This window comes from Cellulosimicrobium cellulans (genome assembly GCF_016921195.1).
In the GTDB taxonomy this organism is placed as follows: Bacteria; Actinomycetota; Actinomycetes; order Actinomycetales; family Cellulomonadaceae; genus Cellulosimicrobium; species Cellulosimicrobium cellulans_F.
In genome coordinates this window covers 301748-320678 of record NZ_JAFGYF010000002.1, presented here as the reverse complement: position 1 = coordinate 320678, position 18931 = coordinate 301748, and the positions used below count along the sequence as shown (strand labels likewise).

The window sequence follows — 18931 nt, the reverse complement described above, 5'->3', positions numbered from 1 at the left end:
CCGTCACGCGGCGCACAGCTCCCGCCCGAGCGCACTGCCCAGCCGTGCGACCGCCGCGGCGAGCGCGTCGTCCTGCGCGCCACCGGCGTCGAACCACGTGACCCGCACCTCCTCGCCCGCGAGCGCCCACGTCCCCGCGACGACCCCGCCCGCGGTGACGACGGCCGCCCCACGGCTCACCACGCCGCGGTGCGCCCGTGGTACGACGCGCGGGTCCGCGCTGCCGGGGCCGAGCACCCACTGGTCGAGCGCGGGAAGGAACCGCACCGCCTCCGACGCACGCGTTCCCGCGAGCTCGTCGACGTGCTCCCGGAGCACGAGCGCACGGTCTCCCTCGACGTCGACCTCCGCGAGCGCCTTCTCCCCCAGCTCCGCCAGCCACCGGTTCAGCCGGGCGCGTCCCGCGCCCAGGCCCTCGCCCAGCCAGTAGTGGACGCGGTCCGGCGTCGCGGGGCCGTACGTGCCGAGGTACGCGAGGATCGCGCGGTGCCCCGCGGCGTCGAGGTCGGGCCAGTCGACCCACCGCGGATTGGTGTCGAGGCGCTGGAACGTCGTGCGCCCGTCGCGCGCGGGCGCGAAGCTCATGTCGCCGAACCACGTGAGCGGCTTGAGCAGCGTGTCCGTCCCGTCGCCGAACGACGGCCGCAGGTGGGCGAACCGCGCGTGCGCCGCGACGGCGTCGCCCAGCGCGGACCGCGTGAGCGGGCCGTCGGCCAGCGCGTCGCGCACGACGGCGCGCAGGTCTGGCCAGTCCGCCGGCTCGAGCCGGTAGTACTCCCGCCAGCTCGCGCGCTCCCACATGCGTCCCGCCCGGCGCAGCGCGAGGTACGCGCCGCCGTCCTCGGGTGTGACGAGGTGCGTCGCCCCGCGGAACGCGTAGGTGCGCACGAGGCGTCCGTCCGCGAGCGCCCGCCCGACCTCGCCCGGCTCGGACGCGCGCTGTCGGACGCGGACCGCGAGCTCGGCCACGTCGTCGGAGGCCGCCGGGACGGCGCCCAGCCGCCCGACGACGCCCTCGACCGGATCGTCGCCGACCGGGTCGAGCAGGTGCCGCCGCGCGCGCCAGGCGAGGGCCTGCGCCCAGGTGATCGCCACGTCCGCAGGCTAGCCCCGGGCGCCCACGCACGCGCCGGTCAGACCACCGGGCCGGACCCCTGGGCGATCTGGAGGACGCGGGAGACGCCCGGCTGGTCGGGGTCGTCGGTGATCTCCCGCCCGTCGAGCCAGCACTCGATGACGTGCGCGAGCTCGCCGGGATGGCTGAAGTTCATGGCGTGCGCGGCGCCGTCGATCGCCGCGATCGTCACGTGCGCCGGCGCGAGCGAGCCGACCTCGTGCACCCGCCGGGGCGGCGGCATGAGCGGGTCCCGCGTGCCGACGACCGCCAGGGTCGGCACGGGCACGCGGATCACGCGCTCGAGCGACGGGAACCGGACCAGCTCGGCGAACAGGTGCAGCGCGTTGACGGGTCCGAAGCGCGCGTAGTCGGGCACGGCGATGCGGGCCATGCGCGGGCTCTCGCGCCCGGCGTCGCGCGCGAGCTGGGTGAGGGCGCGCGAGAACGGCTGGTTGTGCACGCCTCCCGCCGGCGAGGCGAGCACGACGCCCGCGACCCGCTCCGGCGCCGCGTGCGCGACCTCGAGGCTGATCGGGCCGCCCATCGAGTTGCCGACGAGGACCACGCGGTCGAGCTCGAGCACGTCGAGCAGCGAGAGCAGCGCCCACGCGAGCGACGGGATCCCCAGGGTGTGGTCCCACCGCTCGCTGCGCCCGTAGCCGGGCAGGTCCGGGACGACGGCGGTCGCCCGGTGCGCGAGGAGCTCCGCCGTCGGGAGGAGGTACGTGCCCGAGACCGCGAACCCGTGGACGTGGACGATGGGCACGGACCCCGGCACCTCGGGCCCGGTGCGCACGAACACGTCGTGCCCCTCCACCTCCACGTGGCGTGAGCGCCACCCGTCAGCAGCCATAGGGCGATGGTGGCAGAGCGCCGCGGGCACCGCCCGCCGACCGACCCCGCCGCCCGGCGTCCTGCGCTGCTCCTCGCGGCGGCGACGTCCGCCCTCGTCGTCGCCGCGTCGTTGGCACGGGCGTGGTCCGTGACCAGACCGAGACTCCCTTCGTTGCTCGCGCTAACCGTCGTGAAACGCCCGGGAAACAGGCACTTGTGAGCATCGGTCCCGGCAGGGGGCTCCACACCACCGCGGTTGCGCGCGCAGTCCGGCGCGCGTCGAGGAAGGACCCGCTCCCCCATGACCATCTCCCCTTCGCGCCGGCGACACGGCCGGCGCGCCGCGCTCGTCGGCGGCCTGGCGGCCGCCGCGGCCGCCCTCACCGCCCCGGCACAGGCCGCGCCGTCGGTCTCCGACGTGGCCGTCGACGCGCCGTCGACGGTCGAGGTGGACGACCCGATCACGGTGACCGTCGCCGCGACCGGTGCCGTCGACCTCTACGCCTACGACCTGACGGTCTCGTACGACCCCGACCTCGTCGAGCTCGTCGAGGACTCCGCCGTCACGCCCGACGGCGGGTTCTCCGACGTCGCCGACGACGCGGCCGGGACCGTCTCGGTCACGCACACGCGGCTCGGCACGTCCCCCGGTCTCGAGGGCGACGTCACGCTCGCGACGCTCACCTTCACCGCCGTGGCCGACGGCGACGCCTCGTTCGCCGTCCCCGCCGCCACCCTCGTCGGTGCCGACACCACGACGGCGTCGCTGACGGATGCCGCGACCGCCACGACGACCATCGGTGCCACGGTGACGACGCCTCCCACGGACGACCCGACGGACGGCGCCACCTCCGCGCCCCCGACGGGCGGCGCCACGACCGCCCCCGGGACCGACGGCGCGTCCGACTCGCCGTCGACCTCGGCCGGGTCGGGTCCGCTCGCCTCGACGGGCGCGAGCGTCGCGTGGTTCGTCGGTGCTGCCCTGCTCGCCGTCGCGGTGGGCATCGGCATCCTCTGGGCGCGCCGACGGGCGGTGGCCTCGCGATGACCCCCGACCTGACGAGCACCCGCCCCACCGCCGTACCCGCCGTGCCCGCGCGCCGGGTCCGTCACGCCTCGAAGGAGCAGCCCGTGCCCACCACCCACCGACGAGCAGCGACGGGCGGGCTCGCCGCGCTCACCGCGGCCGGTCTCGTGCTCGCCGTCGTCGCGGCTCCGGGCGCGACGGCGGCACCCGCCGCGCCGCCGATCCTCGCGCCGTACTGGACGGAGCTCGACCTCACGGGCGACGACCAGGTCACGGTCGACGACCTCGCCGTCGTCGCCGCGGCGCTCGGTGCCACGACCGACGACGCCGCGTGGGACGCCGTCGCGGCGGCCGACACGGACGCCGACGGCACGATCACCGTCGCGGACCTCGCCGCCGTCTCCCAGCGGATGATCTACGACGACGGGCCGTTCGAGCTCGTCGAGGCCTCGGTGCTCGACATGCAGGCGGCGATGAACGCCGGCGTCACGTCGTCCGTCGAGATCACCCAGGAGTACCTGGACCGCATCGCGGCCTACGACACCACGCTCGTCGACACGGGCGCGGGCGGACGGCCGCTGCACTCGATCATCAGCACGAGCGACGTCGCGCTCGACGCGGCGGCGCGCGCCGACGCCGTCCGCACGGCGGACGGGATGACCAGCCTGCTCCTCGGTGTGCCCGTCGCCGTCAAGGACAACTACGACACGAAGGACATGCCCACCACCGGGGGCTGTGGTTGCTGGGACGGCAACCAGACCGCGACGGACGCCGCGATGGTCGAGGGACTGCGCGCCGACGGTGCGGTGATCCTCGCCAAGGCGAGCCTCGACGAGTTCGCGTTCGGCTTCGTGTCCGAGTTCTCGGCGTTCCAGGACGCGGGGACCAGCACCCTGGTCGCGAGCCCGTACGTCACGAGCCGCACGGCCGGCGGGTCCAGCGGCGGCACGGGCGCGGCGATCGCCGCCAACCTGGCGGGCATCGGGTTCGGCACGGACACGGGCGGCTCGATCCGCGTCCCGTCGTCGTACAACCAGCTCGTCGGCGTGCGCCCGACCGTCGGCCTCGCGAGCCGCGACGGCATCATCCCGCTCGCGCTGAGCCAGGACACGGGCGGGCCCATGGCGCGCAGCGTCCTCGACGCGGCGGTCGCGCTCGACGCCGTGGTCGGCGTCGACCCCGCGGACCCGGTCACGGCGCGCCAGGAGGGCGAGGTCCCGACGTCGTACACGCAGTACCTGGACGCGGACGCGCTCGACGGCGCCCGCATCGGGTACGTGCCGTCCATGCTGGGGAGCAACGCCACGACCCTGCGCCTGTGGGCGCAGACGCGGGCCACGCTGGAGTCGCTCGGCGCGACCGTCGTCGAGGTGACGCCACCCACGACGTGGTCGCCGGTGCTCCCCGGCGGGTTCGCCAGCGTGCTCAACGAGGGGTCGGGCTCGACGAACGAGTTCAAGCACGACCTGGACGAGTACGTCGCGAACCACCTCTCGCCCGACGTCGAGGCACGGTCGCTGACGGGCATCGTCGAGTCCGGGCGGTTCGTCCCGTCGCGGCGCAGCACCTACGTGTCGCGCGACGCCGTCACCGCGGAGGCGTACGAGGCGTGGGCCGGTCCTGAGGGCACGCACACGAAGGTGCTCGCCGAGGGCAAGCAGCTCGTCACCGCGATGCTGGACGACGCCGACCTCGACGCGCTCGTCTACCCCAGCGCGAACCCCTACGGGACGATCGGCACCAACCTGCGGCTCAGCCCCAACACGGGGCTCCCCGCGGTGACCGTGCCGATCGGCCAGGCGACAGCCGCCGACGCGACGGTCGCGGGGGGCGGGGTCAACCTCGAGCTGCTCGGCCGCGACTTCGACGAGGGCCCGCTGCTCGGCCTGGCGTTCGCGCTCGAGCAGGCGACCCACGCGCGCACGTCGCCGGCGCTGTACGGCCCGCTCGGCTGAACCGGGGCACGGCGCTCCTGCCCGACGGCGGCCGGTCCCTCGCGGGTCCGGCCGCCGTCCGCGCGTCGGACGGGGCGAACGGTGCTAGGTTCCCTCGTGACACCGCTATCAACCTCAACGCCGAGGGACGCCCGGATGCCACTCGCTCACGAACCAGCCCACCGCACCGCACGCGCCCCGCGGCGCAGGCGTCGCACGCTGCTCGCCGCCCTGACGGCTGTCGGGCTCGTCCTGACGGGTCTCGGAACGGCGTCCGCCGCCGACTCGCCTCGGCCCGACGATGCCGGCTGGTTCACGAGCTGGGCCCAGTCCCAGCAGCGCGTCTCCACCAAGAACTTCGCGAACCAGTCGATGCGTATGGTCACCCGCCTGAGCCAGGGCGGGGACGCCGTGCGGATCCGGCTCCAGAACCAGTACGGGGTCGGACCGGTCGTCATCGACCAGACGTCGCTCGCCCTGAGCGCGGGAGGACCGGCGATCGTCGCGGGCACCGACCGCGTCCTCACCTTCGGCGGCGCCGAGAGCGTGACGATCCCCGTGGGCGGAGAGGTGTGGAGCGACCCGACGAGCATCGCCACCGACGACCTCGACGAGCTCGCCGTGACGTTCTACCTGGCCAGGCCCACCGTCGCGAGCCTGCACGACCGCGCGGGGCGCAACAACTACGGGGCGCCGACCGGGTCGGGCAACCTCAACGCCGAGGTCTCCGGTGCGTCGTTCACCGAGAACCTGCCATGGACGTACTTCGTCAGCGCGGTCGACGTGTACGACGCGGACGTCGTGGGCACGATCGTCGCCTACGGGAGCTCGGTGGTCGACGGCGTGGGCAGCGAGAACTGCGGGCCGGGCTGCGACGCGTTCGGCCAGGACCGGCGCTGGACCGACGACCTCGCGCGCCGCGTCGCCGCCGAGCTGCCGCCGTCGCAGCAGGTCGCGATCGTCAACGGGGGGATCAGCGGCACGACCTCCTCGCCCGCGTGCGGGGCCGGCGGGAACGACGGCGTCTCGCGCCTCGAGCGCGACGTGCTCGCCCTGCACGGGGTCACGGGCGTGATCTTCTACTACGGCACCAACGACCTGGCGAACGGCTGCACCGACGCCACGATCCTGGCGAGCTACGAGGAGATCTTCGAGCGGCTGCGCGCCGAGGGCATCAGGGTCTTCGTCACCCCCATCACCCCGCGCCCCGGGTACACCGCGCTCCAGAACCAGTACCGCCGCGCCGTCAACGACGTCGTGCGTGCGGGTGGCGACTGCGACGGCTCGTGCGACGGCGTCCTCGACTTCGACGCCGTCCTGCGGGATCCGGCGAACCCCGACTCGATCTACCCGCCGTACGACACCGGCGACGGCGTGCACGCCAACGTCGCCGGGCAGCAGGCCATCGCCGACTCGATCCCGCTCGACCTCCTCGTCGGCGACGGGCCGTCGATCGCGACGGACGTGCGCCTGCGGTGCCTCGCCGGGACCCCGTACGTCGCGGTCCGCGTCGCCAACACGGACGACGTCGCGCTCGACGTCGACGTCGAGACCGCCTACGGGTCGAGGTCGTTCACGGGCGTCGCGCCCGGGTCGAGCGCGTACCAGTCCTTCGCGGTGCGAACGACGCCGAGCGCCGGGGTCGTGTCGGTCACGGCGCGCACGGTGGGCGGTGGGGGTGCCGAGCGGGTCGAGCGGATCGAGCACGCCGCGCCCGCCTGCTGACGGCCGCGGGCTTCGCGCGGGGCGACCGGGCGCCGCCGTCGGCCGCGCCCGGTCGGCGCTCGTCGTGCCGTCACGGGCGTGCGACGTCGAGGAGTGCGTCGATCGAACCGACCTCCTCGACGAGCCCCGACCACCCGACCTGCGAGGCGGTCCGCGCCTCCGCGTCGGTGAGCAGCCGCAGGGTGCGGACGTGCCCCACCACGTTCCCCTCGGGGTCGCGCACGTCGTCCAGCTCGGTGCCCCACCGCGATCCCGTCGCCATGATCGCGGAGATCCGCGTCCCGGAGAGGAACGGCTCGCCGTTGCGCCACGGCGTCTCGAACGGCGGGGTGCGGCGGTTGACGGCGATGTCGTCGCACACGATCCGCAGGGCGACGAGCGCGGCGCCCTCCTGACCCTCCGGCACCTCGACCGCGAGCTCGACGCGAGGCCCGGCGTCGACGGGCAGCCGGGAGACGCCGGCAGTGAGGAGCGTGAGAGGCCCGTCGGTCGGCCGCTTGGCGACGACCATGACGCAGCCGCCGATGCGCTCGTCGAGCAGTGCCGGCGGGACGCCGAACGCGTCGAAGACGTGGTTCGGGAACGCGTCGGGGCCGGAGGCGAGAGGGACGTCGGTCATGGCCGGAGCGTAGCCTCGCCGCGGGCTCCGGGGTCGGCCCGTCCCGACACGTCGGGGGCGACGAGCCCGTGCTCGTACGCGGCGATGACGAGCTGCGCCCGGTCGCGTGCCCCGAGCTTGGCGAGGAGGTTGCCGACGTGGGTCTTCACGGTGCCCATCGAGATCGTCAGGTGCGTGGTGATCTCCTGGTTGGACAGCCCCTGCCCGACCAGGGCGAGGACCTGCGCCTCGCGCGGCGTGAGCGCGGCCGGTGCGGTCGGCGGTCTGGAGGGCCGGTCGACGTAGTGGGCGACGATGCGCGTGAGGATCGAGGGCGCGAAGAGGGACTCCCCGGCGTGCGTGCGCCGGACGGCGTCGACGAGCGTCTGCGGCTCGGCATCCTTGAGGAGAAACCCGCTCGCCCCCGCGCGCAGGGCGCCGTGCACGAGCTCGTCGAGCTCGAACATGCTCAGCACGAGCACGCGCGTGGTCGCAAGGTCGGGGTCCGCGACGATCCGGCGGGTCGCGGCGATCCCGTCGCCGTGGGGCATACGGACGTCCATCAGCACGACGTCGGGGCGCGCGGCGCGCGTGAGCGCCACCGCCTCGTCTCCCGAACCGGCCATGCCGACGACCTGGACGCCCGTCGCGCCGTCGAGCACGAGGCGCAGCGAGTGCCGCATGAGCGGCTGGTCGTCCGCGACGAGGACCCGCACCGCCTCGTTCATCGGCCGCTCACCCGGGCTCCCCCGGCCAGGTCGCCACGAGCCGGTACCCGCGGGCACCGGGCCCGGCGGTGATCGAGCCGCCCAGCGCGGTCACGCGCTCGCGCAGGCCCAGCAGTCCCGCACCCGCGCCACGGTGCGCACGCCAGCCGGGGACGGGGCCGTCGTCGTCGACGACCAGGCGCAGCGCCGCACGGTCGTGCGAGAGCACGACGCGCGCGTGCGTCGGCCCGGCGTGCCGCAGCACGTTCGCGAGCGCCTCGCGGGCCACGGTGCACACGGCCTGGGCGGTGCTCCCGGGCACCGCCGGCAGGTCCGCAGCCTCGAGGACCACGTGGAGCCCCGCGGAGCGCGCCTCCGCGACCACGCGCGGCAGGTCGTCCAGGGTCTCGGCGGGTCGCAGCGCGGACCCGTGGTCGGGACGCTCGCCCGGAGAGCGCAGGAGCGCGAGCATCCGACGCAGCTCGCTCGTCGCCGCACGGCCGGCGCGCTCCACGTCGGCCAGCGCGCGCGCACGCTCCGCGTCCGCCCCGGGGCCGCTGACCGACCGGGCGGAGGCCGCGCGCACGGTGATGAGTCCGAGCCCGTGCGACGCGAGGTCGTGCAGGTCGCGCGCGATGCGCAGCCGCTCCGCCTGGGTCGCGCGCTCGGCGGCCCACGCCGTGAGCTCGTCCTCGTAGCGGCGCCGCTCGCGACGAGAGCGCACGAGCGCCCACACGAGCACCGTCACGGTCGTCGCCGCCAGCGCGAGGAGGGCCACGAGGGCCGCGACCGGGGAGTCGACGCCGACGGTCGCCGCGACGAGCACGAGCGCGACGAGCGCTCCCCCGGCGGCCGGCCACGCCCGCGAGCGCAGCACGGGCCGGGTACGGGTCTGCACACCCGCGAGTCTAGAGACGCCTCGCCCGCGGCACATCGGACCACGGTCCGACGGCCCAGGGGCCGAGCGAGCGCGAACAGGTCCCGACCGCGGTCCGATGACCCGTGCCCGGGGCGTCGCTGGGATGGGGGCATGCTCACGATCGACTCGCTCGTCAAGCGTCACGGGCCGCGCACCGTGCTCGACCACGTCTCCTTCGAGGCGGCCCCCGGGAGGGTCACCGCCTTCCTCGGGCCGAACGGCGCCGGCAAGTCCTCCACGCTCCGCGTCCTGCTGGGCCTCGACCGCGCCGACGAGGGGCGCGCGCTCGTCGACGGCCGCCCGTACCGGTCCCTGCGGGACCCGCTCCGGGTGGTCGGGTCGATGCTCGACGGGTCCGGCGCCCACCGTTCGCGGCGGGCGCGCGACCACCTGGCGTGGGTCGCACGGAGCAACGGCCTGCCGCGCGGGCGGGTCGACGCCGTCCTCGACCAGGTCGGCCTGGCCGAGGCGGCGCACGTGCGGGTCGGGCGGTTCTCCCTCGGCATGGGCCGACGGCTCGGTCTCGCGTGCGCGCTCCTCGGGGAGCCGGCGACGCTCGTGCTCGACGAGCCCGTCAACGGGCTGGACCCCGAGGGCATCCGCTGGATCCGCGGCCTCCTGCGTGCTCACGCGGACGCCGGCGGGACCGTCCTGCTGTCCAGCCACCTCATGGGCGAGGTCGCGGGCACGGCCGACGACCTGGTCGTGATCTGCGAGGGTCGGGTCGTGGCGAGCGGGACGCTCGACGCCGTGACGGCCGGGTACCAGGATCTGGAGCAGGCGTTCTTCGCGCTCACCGCGGCGCCGGAGAGCGCCCGATGAGGCTCTGGCGCGCCCTCGTCGCCGAGCTGCGCAAGGCGCTCACGCTCCCGGCGGTGTGGGCCGGAGCCGGTGTGGCCGTCGTCGGGTCGGCGGCCCTGACGTGGCTCAACGCGACCGGGGTGCGCGACGCTCTCCTCGCGGGTCGTCCGCAGGACACCGCGTTCGGCTCGGCGTTCGACACGGCGTTCGCGGCCATGCCGCTCGGCACGGTCGGGGCCGTGGTCCTCGGCGTCGTCGTCATGGGCAGCGAGTACACCACGAACAGCACGGACGCCGGTGGCGGTCGCCAGATCAGCACGACCCTCGCCGCGGTCCCCGGCCGCACGACGCTCCTCGTGGCGAAGGCGGCCACGGTCGTGCTCCTCGTGCTCACGGCGGCTGCGCTCGCGATCCCGTCGTCGCTCGGCGTGGCGGAGGTCGTGATCGTTGACGCCGCGACGAGCACCGTCCCGGTCGCCGACGCGGTCGTGCGATGCCTCGGCGGCGCGCTGTACTGGACGCTCACCTCCCTCGTCGCGCTCGCGGTGACCGTCCTGACGCGCAGCGGCGTCGTCCCGCTGGTCGTCCTCGTCGTCAACAGCTCGCTCGTGTCGTTCTCGCTCCTGCTGACGTTCCTCACGCCGCTCGCGCACTGGCTCCCGGACATGGCGGGCCGACGGCTGTTCGGCGGCGTCGCGACCGTCGATGGCGGGCTCGCCGCGGGCCCGGGCGCGCTCGTCATGACCGCGTGGGCGCTCGCGCTGCTCGCCGTCGCGGGGGTCGTGCTGCGCCGGAGGGACGCATGAGGGCCGAGCTCGACAAGCTCCGCACCCTGCCCCTGGCGGTGCTCGCAGCGGTCGCCGCTCCCGTCCTCGGGTCGCTCGTGGCGGCCGCTCTCGCGGCGTCGGCGGCGGCGGCCGACGCCGCGGTCTCGCCCGCGGAGCTGGCGCTGCGCGTCGTGCCGTTCGTCGTCGCGGTCCTCGCCCTCCTCGGCGTCGTCCCCGTCGCGCACGAGTACGCGGGGCGTCAGATGCTGACGTCGCTGGCCGCCGTGCCGCGCCGGGGCCGGCTGGTCGCGGCCAAGACCCTCGCCACGGCCCTCGTGCTCACCGCCACGTCGGCCGTCACCCTCGCGGCGGGCTTCACGACGGCGCTGGTGGTCCAGCGCGTCGTCGAGGCGCCGGTCGCTCCTGACACGCCCGACGCGACGCGGCTGCTCGGTGCCGCGGCCTACCTCGTGGTCGTCGGCCTGCTCGCGCACGCGCAGGCGCTGCTGGTCCGCCACCTCGTGCCCGCGCTCGTGGCGGTGCTCGTGCTCGTGGTCGTCGTGCCGCCCGTCGCTGCGCAGGCCACGGACCTCGCCCGGTGGCTGCCCGACCGCGCAGCGTCGACCTGGTACGACCCGGCGCCGGAACTCCTGGACACGACCGCGGGCACGGTCGTGGCGCTCGTCTGGCTCGCTCTCCTGGGCGCGGCGGGCTCGGCACGCTTCGTCCGGAGTGACGCCTGAGGGCGGCGGGCCGGTGCACCAGGGACCGGCCAGCACCTCAGCGCGTGCGGACCGTCCGGCGTCCTACGAGAGGTCGCCCACCTCCGAGACGACGCGCTCGGCCAGCGCGGTGAGCGCGGTGAGCTCCTCGGGCGTGGCGAGGTCGACGAGGTGCCGGCGCACGGACTCGACGTGCGCCGGCGCCGCGTCCTGGAGCGTGGCGAACCCGTGGTCGGTGAGCACGACGACGGCGTTGCGGCCGTCGTCGGGGTCCGCCTCGCGCGTGACGAGCCCGCGCTTCTCCATGCGCGCCAGGTGGTGGGAGAGCCTGCTGCGCGACCAGAGCATGCGCGCGGCGAGGTCGCGCAGCTGCCAGCGGTGGCCCGGCTGCTCCGAGAGCGTCGACAGCACGTCGTAGTCGGGGTCCGACAGGCCCGAGTCGCGGGCGAGGTCGCGCGCGAGCGCGACGGGCAGGACGGTCTGCATGCGGCGGTAGGCGCGCCACGCGCGCTCCTCGTCCGGCGTCAGCCAGCGGTGCCCGTTCTGGTCGGCGGTGCTCATGGGACCAGCATCGCACACTCGTTGACATGTCATCGAGTCGCGTGGTTCTATCGATGACATGTCAACGACACGTCGCCTGACCCAGCTCGTGGTCGGCCTCGCGCTCTTCGGCGCGAGCATCGCGCTCCTCGTCCGGGCCGAGCTCGGGCTGTTCCCGTGGGACGTCCTGCACCAGGGCATCGCCGGCGCCGTCGGCCTCCCGCTGGGCGTCGTCGTCATCCTCGCGAGCGTCGTGGTGCTCCTGCTGTGGGTCCCGCTGCGCCAGCGCCCCGGGCTCGGGACCGTCGCCAACGTCGTGCTCGTCGGCCTGTTCGTCGACCTCACGCTCGCCGTGCTGCCGAGCGTCGAGGGCCTGCCCGGGCGCGTCGCGCTCCTCGTCGCGGGCGTCGTGCTCAACGCCGCCGCGACGGGGCTCTACATCGGTGCCGGCTACGGTCCGGGTCCACGCGACGGCCTCATGACCGGTCTCGCGGCCCGCGGCTGGTCCCTGCGCTGGTCGCGGCTCGCGATCGAGGTCGTCGTCCTCGCGGCAGGGTTCGCGCTCGGCGGCACCGTCGGCGTCGGCACCGTCGTCTACACCCTCGCCGTCGGGCCGCTCGTCCAGCCCTTCCTCGCCCTGTTCACCGTCCCGCTCGCCCCGCCCGCGGACCGCTCGTCCGCGAGCGCTGTCCCCACCACCTCAGGAGATCCCTCGTGAAGCTGCTCGTCGTCGTCGCCAGCACCCGCCCGACGCGCGTCGGTCCCGCCGTGGCCGACTGGTTCCTCACCCAGGTGCCCGCCGACCCGGACCTCGAGGTCGACGTCGCGGACCTCGCCGAGATCGCCCTGCCGTTCCTCGACGAGCCCGTCGACGCGCACTCCGGCGGCTACGTGCACGCCCACACCCTCGCGTGGAGCGCGCGCGTCGACGCCGCCGACGCCGTCGTGCTCGTCATGCCGGAGTACAACCGCGGGTACACCGCGCCGCTGAAGAACGCGCTGGACTACCTCGCCGACGAGTGGCGCGACAAGCCGGTGGGCTTCGTGTCCTACGGGATGGCGTCGGGCGGGATGCGCGCCGTCGAGGCGATCACGCCGGTCGTCGTCGCGCTCGGCATGGTCCCCGTCGCGAGCGCCGTCACCGTGCACCTGCGGCGCTGGCTCGACGACGACGGCCGGATCCATGACGACGGCACGCTCGCCCGGGCCGCCACGCGGACGCTCGACGAGGTCCGCCGGCTCGCGAGCCTCCTGCGTCCGGTCACCGCGGCCGCGTGACCCGCGCGCCCGGGTGGGGCCGGTGCCGCGGCGCCCGACGGCGCTCGTCGTCCCCGCCGAGGGCGGCGCCGAGCGCGGCCAGGACGAGCAGGTCGACCGCCAGCCCGGCGACGCCGACCCACTGCAGCGCCCGGAAGACGAGGAGCTGCGTCAGGAGCAGGGAGACGAGCACCCCGCGCCGGACCCAGACGGCGCCCGCGCGCCGGGCGCCGGGCCGGTCGCCCCGCGCCGCGAGCACGCCCGCCACGACGCACGCGACCGTCCCGGCCACCCCGACGACGATCCCCGCGCCGACCCACGCCGGCACGTCGACGTCCCCGGTGAGCACGCGGACGCCCGCGAGCAGCGACCCGATCGCGGTCCCCAACACGAGGACCACGACGACGACCGCCGCCCAGCGCCGCTCGAGCGCGGCAGCGAACCAGGACGACGCGCGGCGCACGAGGGCACGGACCGGGTCGGGGAGGTCGACGTCGTCGCGCGGCAGGGCCTCGACGAGCGCCGCGACCTCGTCCGCCCCGGGCTCGCCCCGGCCGAGCGCGACGAGCGCCCGGGCCTCGTCGCGCGCGTCGTCGGTGAACCCGCCCGCCACCCCGGCGACGGCGCGGTCCGTCGCGACCGCGAGGTACTCCGCCGGGTGGTGGCGGCGCCGCCCGTGCAGCGCCTCGACCACGAGCACGAGGAGCACGACGGTGGCGTAGATGAGCGCCGCCGTCGGCTGGTAGAAGTAGTCGTTGTCGGCCGTGACGAACTTGCCGATCTCGTCGACGAACAGCCCGAACCCCACGCCGCCGAGCACTGCCCCGAGCGAGCGCAGCGCGGGGCCGACGAACGACAGCAGCACGACGACCGCGAGCGCCATCCCGAGGCCACCCCAGAGCACGTGCGCGACGTGCAGGTCTCCTCCCCCCACCTGCGGGTAGCCCGAGGCGGCGAGGAGGAAGCGCGTGACGAGCACTGTCGCGACGGTCACGACGAGGAACGTCACGAGGTGGCGCGTCGCGGCGGTGTCGCGCGCGACGCCCAGGCGCAGCGCACGTCCCCGCCGGGTGACACCCGCCGGGACGTGCGCCGCGCCGTCGCTCACCGCTTGCGCTTCTCCCGCACGCGCACGCTGATCTCGATGGGCGTGCCCTCGAACCCGAAGGTCTCGCGCAGGCGGCGCTCGATGAACCGGCGGTACCCGGCCTCGAGGAAGCCGGTCGCGAAGATGACGAACCGCGGCGGCCGCGTGGACGCCTGGGTCGCGAAGAGGATGCGGGGCTGCTTGCCGCCGCGCAGCGGGTGCGGGTGGGCGGCGACGAGCTCGCCGAGGAACGCGTTGAGGCGCCCGGTCGGGATGCGCGTGTCCCACGACTCGAGCGAGCGCTGGATCGCCGGCACGAGCCGGTCGGTGTGCCAGCCGGTGCGCGCGGAGACGTTGACGCGCGGCGCCCACTGCACCTGGACCAGGTCCTTCTCGATCTCGCGCTCGAGGAACGGCCGGCGGTCCTCGTCCATGAGGTCCCACTTGTTGTAGGCGATGACGAGGGCGCGGCCCGCGTCGACGACCTGGGAGATGACGCGCGTGTCCTGCTCCGTGAGCGGGACCGACGCGTCGACGAGCACGACCGCGAGCTCCGCCTTCTCGATCGCGGCCTGCGTGCGCAGCGACGCGTAGAAGTCGGCGCCCTTGGTCTGGTGCACGCGGCGACGGATGCCGGCGGTGTCGACGAGGACGTAGGGCACGTCCTTGATCGTCACGAGCTCGTCGACGGGGTCGCGCGTGGTGCCGGCGGTCTCGTCCACGACCACGCGGTCCGCGCCGGCGATCTTGTTGAGCAGCGACGACTTGCCGACGTTCGGCCGGCCGACGAGCGCGACGCGGCGCGGTCCGGTCGGGCGCACCTCGCCGTGGGCGGACTCGGTCGGCAGGGCCGCCATGGCGGCGTCGAGCAGGTCGCCGGTGCCGCGACCGTGGAGCGCGGACACCGGGTACGGCTCGCCGAGACCGAGGCTCCACAGGTACGCCGCGTCCGCCTCGCCCGACTGCCCGTCGACCTTGTTGGCGCACAGCACGACCGGCTTGCCGGACTCCCGCAGGAGGCGGACGACGCGCTCGTCCGTCGACGTGGCGCCGACCGTCGCGTCGACGACGAACAGCACGGCGTCCGCGAGCGAGATCGCGACCTCGGCCTGCTCGGCGACCTTCGACTCGATGCCCGCGACGTCGACCTCCCAGCCGCCGGTGTCCACGAGCGTGAACCGGCGCCCGGCCCACTCCGCGGGGTAGCTGACACGGTCGCGCGTGACGCCGGGCTTGTCCTCGACGACGGCCTCGCGCCGACCGATGATGCGGTTGACGAGCGTCGACTTGCCGACGTTCGGCCGCCCCACCACGGCGAGCACGGGCAGCGGCGCCTCGGGCTCGTAGCCCTCGATCACCTCGCCGTCGGCGTCGAGGAGGACGAGGTCGGTCTCCTCGAGCTCGTAGTCCTCGAGGCCGGCGCGCAGCGCGCGCTCGCGCGCCGCGTCGTCCGCCGAGTCCGCGAGGTCCGCGGGCGCCAGGGGCTCCTCGGCCTGCCCGGCGGCGTCGATCTGTCCGGGCGTGCCGGGCTGGGCGGGGTCGGGTGTGGTCATGGCATCCATTCTCCCAGGCCGCAGGCCGGGCTCCGAACCGGGTGTCCCGGCGCGGCGCGTGCGTCCTCGCGGAACGGCCCCGGTCAGCCCGCGGCGCCGTCCCGGCGCGCGGCCAGGCGCTCGACGACGGCCCGCACGACGTCGTCCGGCACGGGCTCGGCGAGCGGGAACCGCAGCGTGCCCTTGCCGTCCTGGTAGCGCGCGATGCGACGCGCGAGCTCGTCGTCGACCTCCGGGACGGGGTACAGCGACACGTGGTGCGCCCACCCCGCGAGGTAGACGACGTACCGCCCGTCGCGCGTGAACGTCGGGATGCCGTAGCTGATGCGCTCGTCGAGGCCCGGCACCGTGTCGTGCACGACGGCGCGCAGGTGGGCGACGACCTCGCGCGCGTCCGGGGCGAGCGTCGCAAGGTACTCGTCGACGGTCGTGGGCTTGCCGGGTCCGTCGGTCATCCGTCCCCCCCTCCCCGGGCCCGCGTCGCGCCGGTGCGCGACGAACGGGGACCTGAGCGCGAAACTACCGCGCTCGGGGCGACCCCGCGAGGCGCACGAGCACCACGCCCGCCACGACGAGCACGCCGCCCGCCGCCTGCACCAGGGTCGGCACCTCGCCGAGCAGGAGCCACGCGATGACGACGGCGAACAGCACCTCGGACAGCCCGACGAAGGACGCGAGGCGCTCCCCCGTGCGCACGGTCGCGGCCACGCCGGAGACGTACGCGAACGCCGTCGCGACGAGCACGACGACGGCGAGCGGCACGTACCAGGGCGCGCGGGACCCGAGCAGCGTGACGTCGACGAACGGCGCGGCGAACGGCAGGACGCCCACCAGGCCGGCCGCGCCCAGGGCGAGCGCCCCGACGCCCAGGCCGGACGCGGCGAGCGCGACGGGCGGCAGGCGGGTCGGTCGCGCGGACAGGACGAAGTAGGCCCCGAGGCCCACGGCAGCGCCGAGCGCGAAGAGGACGCCGACGAGGTCGGGGCGTGCCCCGGCGGGATCGACCACGAGCACGAGCCCGGCGACCGCGACGACGCAGCCCGCGAGCGTGAGCCGCGGCGGGACGTGCCGCGTGCGCAGCCACGCGAGGCCCACGAGCAGCACGGGCGCGAGGTACTCGACGAGCAGCGCGATGCCGACGGGCATGCGCGCGACGGCCGCGAAGTAGCAGAGCTGCGTCCCGGCGACCGCGACGAGGCCGAACCCCAGGACGAGGCGCCTCTCGTCGCGCAGCACCCGACGGCTCCCCCGCAGCGCGACCGCCGCGACCGGGGCGAGGACGACCGTCGAGCACAGAGCACGCGCGAAGACGGCGGCGCCGGGGGTCCACCCGGCCTCGAGCAGCGGCTTGACGAACGGGCCGCTCGCGCCGAACGCGACCGCGGACGCGAGGCCCACGAGGATGCCCGTGCCCGGGCGGTCGCCCACGACGTGCGGCGTGCTGGGCCCCGCAGTCCTTCCGAGCCTCTCCTCCGGCGACGAGGTCACCGCGCCGCCCACCGCTCCCGGTTCGGGTCGTCGGTGGGCAGGGCCACGCCCGTCATGGCCACGGTGTCCGCGACGAGGTCCGCGAGGGCGGTGCGGATGCGCTCGTTCGCGTCCTCGAGCGCCTGCTTGCCGCTCACCCCGGGCGACCGCTCGACGGCGAACGGCTCGCCGAACCGGACCACGAGACGCCGGCGCAGACCTGGGATCCGGTTCACGCCCTCGCCGGTGCGACGGGTGCCGAGCACCGCCACCGGCACGACGCGGGCGTTCCCGTTGAGCGCGAGCCACGCGACCCCCGCGCGCGCCGACGTCGCGTCGCCACGCCCACGGTTGCCCTCCGGGAACACGCCGACCGCACCGTCCCGGCGCAGCACGCCCAGGCCGGTCGCGAGCGCGCGCCGACCGCCGCGGCGGTCCACGGGGATCTGGCCCGCGGCGCGCAGGACCCAGCCGACCGGCCCGACGAACATCTCCTCCTTGACGAGGACGTGCAGGGGGCGGGGCGCGACCCCGAGCACGACCGGCCCGTCGACCACGCCCGTGTGGTTCGCCGCGAGCACGACCGGGCCCTCGGCCGGCACGTTCTCCGCGCCCAGGACGTGGGTCGACCAGACGACGCGCGCGAGGAACCGGCCGACCCAGCGGGACCACGCCGGGCCGGCGGGCGACGGCACGCGTTCGCCCGCGGGCCCCGCCGTCGGGCTCACGAGCCCTGGCGCGGGCCGACCACCCGCCCGGTGACCTGCTCGACCACGGCGAGCACCGCGTCGATCGTCTGCTGGAGGTCGAGGTCCGACGAGTCGACCGTCACGACGCCGTCCGCCGCGACGTGGAACTGGGAGACCGTCGCGTCGTCGCGGTCGCGCCGCAGCACCTGGTCCTTCGTCGCCTCGACCGCCGCCGCGTCGGCCGTGCCGTGCACGTCGAGCGAGCGCCGCGCCAGGCGCGCCTCCTCGCTCGCGGTGAGCAGGACGCGCGCGTCCGCGTCCGGGGCGACGACCGTCGTGATGTCCCGGCCCTCGGCCACCACGCCACGGCCCCCGGCGAACCCGGACGGCGTGCGCTCGGCCTCGATCACCGCGCGCTGGAGACGGCGCAGCTCGGCGCGGACGTCGAGGTTGGTCGCGACGGCGCTCACGGCCGTGGAGATCTCGGTCGAGCGGATCGCCTCGCCGACGTCCCTGCCGTCCACGTGGACCGTCGGGCCGGACGGGTCCAGCCCCATGACCAGCGGCATGACGCGGACGGCATGGGCGACCGCGGCCTGGTCGGCGAGGTCCTCGCCGCGGTCGAGGCACCACCACGTCGCCGCGCGGTACATGGCGCCCGTGTCGAGGTACGCGAGCCCGAGCCGGCGGGCCACGCCCTTGGACACGCTCGACTTGCCGGAACCCGAGGGTCCGTCGATCGCGATCGTCAGCGCGGCACCCACGGCGCCGGGCTCCCCCGCGCTCACTGGGCGAGGTCCTTGCGCAGCGACGTGGCCCCGTGCAGGTACACGTGCTGGACGGCGGACCGCTCGACGTCGAGCTCGGCGTGCGCCATGAGGCGCACGACGCGCGGGAGCGCCCCCGGCACCGCGATCTCGGTCGCGCACATGAGCGGCACGTCGCCGAGCCCCATCTCGCGCGCCGCGGCCGCCGGGAAGTCGGCGACGAGGTCGGGCGTGCACGTGAAGAGGATCGAGATGAGCGCGTCCGTGTCGACGGCGTTCGCGTCGAGGACCTCCTGGACGAGCTCGCGCGTGCGCTCGAACAGGTGCTCGCGCTCGTCGACGTCGAGCTGGGTCGCGCCCCGGATCGCCCGGACCGGCATGGGTGGTGCTCCTTCGTGCGGGACGGCCCGCCTCACGGCG

General features: G+C 75.5%; 21 protein-coding genes. 8 read left to right on the top strand and 13 right to left on the bottom strand.

The window, feature by feature from the left end; translation table 11 throughout:
* Positions 1 to 3 precede the first annotated feature (3 nt).
* Together JN535_RS06395 and JN535_RS06390 are read right to left on the bottom strand one after the other, a co-directional pair.
* On the bottom strand, positions 4 to 1095 hold the full coding sequence (locus JN535_RS06395; RefSeq protein WP_205203926.1) for a DNA glycosylase AlkZ-like family protein: 1092 nt from the start codon (positions 1093 to 1095) through the stop codon (positions 4 to 6).
* Between the two features lie 38 nt (positions 1096 to 1133).
* Positions 1134 to 1970 (bottom strand): alpha/beta fold hydrolase, encoded by an 837-nt coding sequence (locus JN535_RS06390; protein ID WP_205203924.1) that lies wholly within the window; start codon positions 1968 to 1970, stop codon positions 1134 to 1136.
* 282 nt (positions 1971 to 2252) lie between these two features.
* Here JN535_RS06390 and JN535_RS06385 point away from each other — a divergent pair, with 282 nt between their 5' ends.
* The 3 genes from JN535_RS06385 (at position 2253) to JN535_RS06375 (ending at position 6637) form a co-directional block, all read left to right on the top strand.
* Positions 2253 to 2999 (top strand): cohesin domain-containing protein, encoded by a 747-nt coding sequence (locus JN535_RS06385; RefSeq protein ID WP_205203922.1) that lies wholly within the window; start codon positions 2253 to 2255, stop codon positions 2997 to 2999.
* 83 nt (positions 3000 to 3082) lie between these two features.
* On the top strand, positions 3083 to 4933 hold the full coding sequence (locus JN535_RS06380; protein ID WP_307868304.1) for an amidase family protein: 1851 nt from the start codon (positions 3083 to 3085) through the stop codon (positions 4931 to 4933).
* Between the two features lie 135 nt (positions 4934 to 5068).
* Positions 5069 to 6637 carry a GDSL-type esterase/lipase family protein gene (locus JN535_RS06375; RefSeq protein WP_205203918.1) on the top strand — a complete coding sequence of 523 codons (1569 nt, stop codon included), beginning with the start codon at positions 5069 to 5071 and terminating at the stop codon, positions 6635 to 6637.
* Positions 6638 to 6707: 70 nt separating this feature from the next.
* Here the strand turns inward: JN535_RS06375 and JN535_RS06370 are convergent, their stop codons facing one another.
* From JN535_RS06370 to JN535_RS06360, 3 genes are read right to left on the bottom strand one after another with little or no spacing between them, the layout of a single operon-like run.
* Positions 6708 to 7256, bottom strand: coding sequence for a suppressor of fused domain protein (locus JN535_RS06370; protein ID WP_205203910.1), 549 nt, complete (start codon positions 7254 to 7256; stop codon positions 6708 to 6710).
* Complete coding sequence (locus JN535_RS06365; protein WP_205203902.1) at positions 7253 to 7963, bottom strand: response regulator; 711 nt, start codon at positions 7961 to 7963, stop codon at positions 7253 to 7255. Before JN535_RS06365 ends, JN535_RS06370 begins: the two co-directional genes overlap by 4 nt.
* Positions 7964 to 7970: 7 nt before the next feature.
* Positions 7971 to 8840 (bottom strand): sensor histidine kinase, encoded by an 870-nt coding sequence (locus tag JN535_RS06360; RefSeq protein WP_205203900.1) that lies wholly within the window; start codon positions 8838 to 8840, stop codon positions 7971 to 7973.
* Positions 8841 to 8972: 132 nt separating this feature from the next.
* Here JN535_RS06360 and JN535_RS06355 point away from each other — a divergent pair, with 132 nt between their 5' ends.
* The 3 genes from JN535_RS06355 to JN535_RS06345 are packed head-to-tail and all read left to right on the top strand — an operon-like array spanning position 8973 to position 11172.
* A complete protein-coding gene (locus tag JN535_RS06355) occupies positions 8973 to 9683 on the top strand; it encodes an ABC transporter ATP-binding protein (RefSeq protein ID WP_205203898.1) in 711 nt (236 codons plus the stop codon).
* Positions 9680 to 10468 carry an ABC transporter permease gene (locus JN535_RS06350; RefSeq protein ID WP_205203889.1) on the top strand — a complete coding sequence of 263 codons (789 nt, stop codon included), beginning with the start codon at positions 9680 to 9682 and terminating at the stop codon, positions 10466 to 10468. Before JN535_RS06355 ends, JN535_RS06350 begins: the two co-directional genes overlap by 4 nt.
* Positions 10465 to 11172 (top strand): ABC transporter permease, encoded by a 708-nt coding sequence (locus tag JN535_RS06345; RefSeq protein WP_205203887.1) that lies wholly within the window; start codon positions 10465 to 10467, stop codon positions 11170 to 11172. Before JN535_RS06350 ends, JN535_RS06345 begins: the two co-directional genes overlap by 4 nt.
* 63 nt (positions 11173 to 11235) lie before the next feature.
* Here the strand turns inward: JN535_RS06345 and JN535_RS06340 are convergent, their stop codons facing one another.
* Positions 11236 to 11712, bottom strand: coding sequence for a MarR family winged helix-turn-helix transcriptional regulator (locus JN535_RS06340; protein ID WP_205203885.1), 477 nt, complete (start codon positions 11710 to 11712; stop codon positions 11236 to 11238).
* Between the two features lie 58 nt (positions 11713 to 11770).
* Here JN535_RS06340 and yczE point away from each other — a divergent pair, with 58 nt between their 5' ends.
* Complete coding sequence (yczE, locus tag JN535_RS06335; RefSeq protein WP_205203884.1) at positions 11771 to 12409, top strand: membrane protein YczE; 639 nt, start codon at positions 11771 to 11773, stop codon at positions 12407 to 12409.
* Entirely contained in the window at positions 12406 to 12969 is a 564-nt protein-coding gene (locus JN535_RS06330) for an NADPH-dependent FMN reductase (RefSeq protein ID WP_205203882.1), read from the top strand. Before yczE ends, JN535_RS06330 begins: the two co-directional genes overlap by 4 nt.
* Here JN535_RS06330 and JN535_RS06325 read toward each other — a convergent pair.
* From JN535_RS06325 to aroH, 7 genes are all read right to left on the bottom strand, one after another.
* On the bottom strand, positions 12953 to 14056 hold the full coding sequence (locus JN535_RS06325; RefSeq protein ID WP_205203880.1) for a hypothetical protein: 1104 nt from the start codon (positions 14054 to 14056) through the stop codon (positions 12953 to 12955). The genes JN535_RS06330 and JN535_RS06325 overlap by 17 nt on opposite strands.
* Positions 14053 to 15588 (bottom strand): ribosome biogenesis GTPase Der, encoded by a 1536-nt coding sequence (der, locus tag JN535_RS06320; protein ID WP_205203879.1) that lies wholly within the window; start codon positions 15586 to 15588, stop codon positions 14053 to 14055. Before der ends, JN535_RS06325 begins: the two co-directional genes overlap by 4 nt.
* A gap of 83 nt (positions 15589 to 15671) precedes the next feature.
* The gene (locus JN535_RS06315) at positions 15672 to 16043 is read right to left on the bottom strand and encodes an iron chaperone (RefSeq protein ID WP_205203877.1); all 372 of its coding nucleotides are present in this window, start codon (positions 16041 to 16043) and stop codon (positions 15672 to 15674) included.
* A 64-nt stretch (positions 16044 to 16107) separates the two neighbouring features.
* Positions 16108 to 17016: an EamA family transporter gene (locus JN535_RS21190; RefSeq protein WP_205203875.1), complete on the bottom strand. Its 909-nt coding sequence runs from the start codon at positions 17014 to 17016 to the stop codon at positions 16108 to 16110.
* A 56-nt stretch (positions 17017 to 17072) separates the two neighbouring features.
* Positions 17073 to 17783 carry a lysophospholipid acyltransferase family protein gene (locus tag JN535_RS06305; protein WP_205203873.1) on the bottom strand — a complete coding sequence of 237 codons (711 nt, stop codon included), beginning with the start codon at positions 17781 to 17783 and terminating at the stop codon, positions 17073 to 17075.
* Positions 17780 to 18532, bottom strand: coding sequence for a (d)CMP kinase (cmk, locus tag JN535_RS06300; RefSeq protein WP_307868302.1), 753 nt, complete (start codon positions 18530 to 18532; stop codon positions 17780 to 17782). The genes JN535_RS06305 and cmk overlap by 4 nt, the downstream gene beginning before the upstream one ends.
* The gene (gene aroH / locus JN535_RS06295; protein WP_205203872.1) at positions 18529 to 18891 is read right to left on the bottom strand and encodes a chorismate mutase; all 363 of its coding nucleotides are present in this window, start codon (positions 18889 to 18891) and stop codon (positions 18529 to 18531) included. The genes cmk and aroH overlap by 4 nt, the downstream gene beginning before the upstream one ends.
* Positions 18892 to 18931 lie beyond the last annotated feature (40 nt).

What these genes read in the sequence shown, in the direction of transcription:
- JN535_RS06340 (WP_205203885.1), bottom strand. Translation starts at nt 11,712, where the DNA reads ATGAGCACCGCCGACCAGAACGGGCACCGCTGGCTGACGCCGGACGAG.
- JN535_RS06385 (WP_205203922.1), top strand. Translation starts at nt 2,253, where the DNA reads ATGACCATCTCCCCTTCGCGCCGGCGACACGGCCGGCGCGCCGCGCTC.
- JN535_RS06315 (WP_205203877.1), bottom strand. Translation starts at nt 16,043, where the DNA reads ATGACCGACGGACCCGGCAAGCCCACGACCGTCGACGAGTACCTTGCG.
- JN535_RS06350 (WP_205203889.1), top strand. Translation starts at nt 9,680, where the DNA reads ATGAGGCTCTGGCGCGCCCTCGTCGCCGAGCTGCGCAAGGCGCTCACG.
- der (WP_205203879.1), bottom strand. Translation starts at nt 15,588, where the DNA reads ATGACCACACCCGACCCCGCCCAGCCCGGCACGCCCGGACAGATCGAC.
- JN535_RS06345 (WP_205203887.1), top strand. Translation starts at nt 10,465, where the DNA reads ATGAGGGCCGAGCTCGACAAGCTCCGCACCCTGCCCCTGGCGGTGCTC.
- JN535_RS06370 (WP_205203910.1), bottom strand. Translation starts at nt 7,256, where the DNA reads ATGACCGACGTCCCTCTCGCCTCCGGCCCCGACGCGTTCCCGAACCAC.
- JN535_RS06365 (WP_205203902.1), bottom strand. Translation starts at nt 7,963, where the DNA reads ATGAACGAGGCGGTGCGGGTCCTCGTCGCGGACGACCAGCCGCTCATG.
- JN535_RS06390 (WP_205203924.1), bottom strand. Translation starts at nt 1,970, where the DNA reads ATGGCTGCTGACGGGTGGCGCTCACGCCACGTGGAGGTGGAGGGGCAC.
- JN535_RS06355 (WP_205203898.1), top strand. Translation starts at nt 8,973, where the DNA reads ATGCTCACGATCGACTCGCTCGTCAAGCGTCACGGGCCGCGCACCGTG.
- yczE (WP_205203884.1), top strand. Translation starts at nt 11,771, where the DNA reads ATGTCAACGACACGTCGCCTGACCCAGCTCGTGGTCGGCCTCGCGCTC.
- JN535_RS06375 (WP_205203918.1), top strand. Translation starts at nt 5,069, where the DNA reads ATGCCACTCGCTCACGAACCAGCCCACCGCACCGCACGCGCCCCGCGG.
- aroH (WP_205203872.1), bottom strand. Translation starts at nt 18,891, where the DNA reads ATGCCGGTCCGGGCGATCCGGGGCGCGACCCAGCTCGACGTCGACGAG.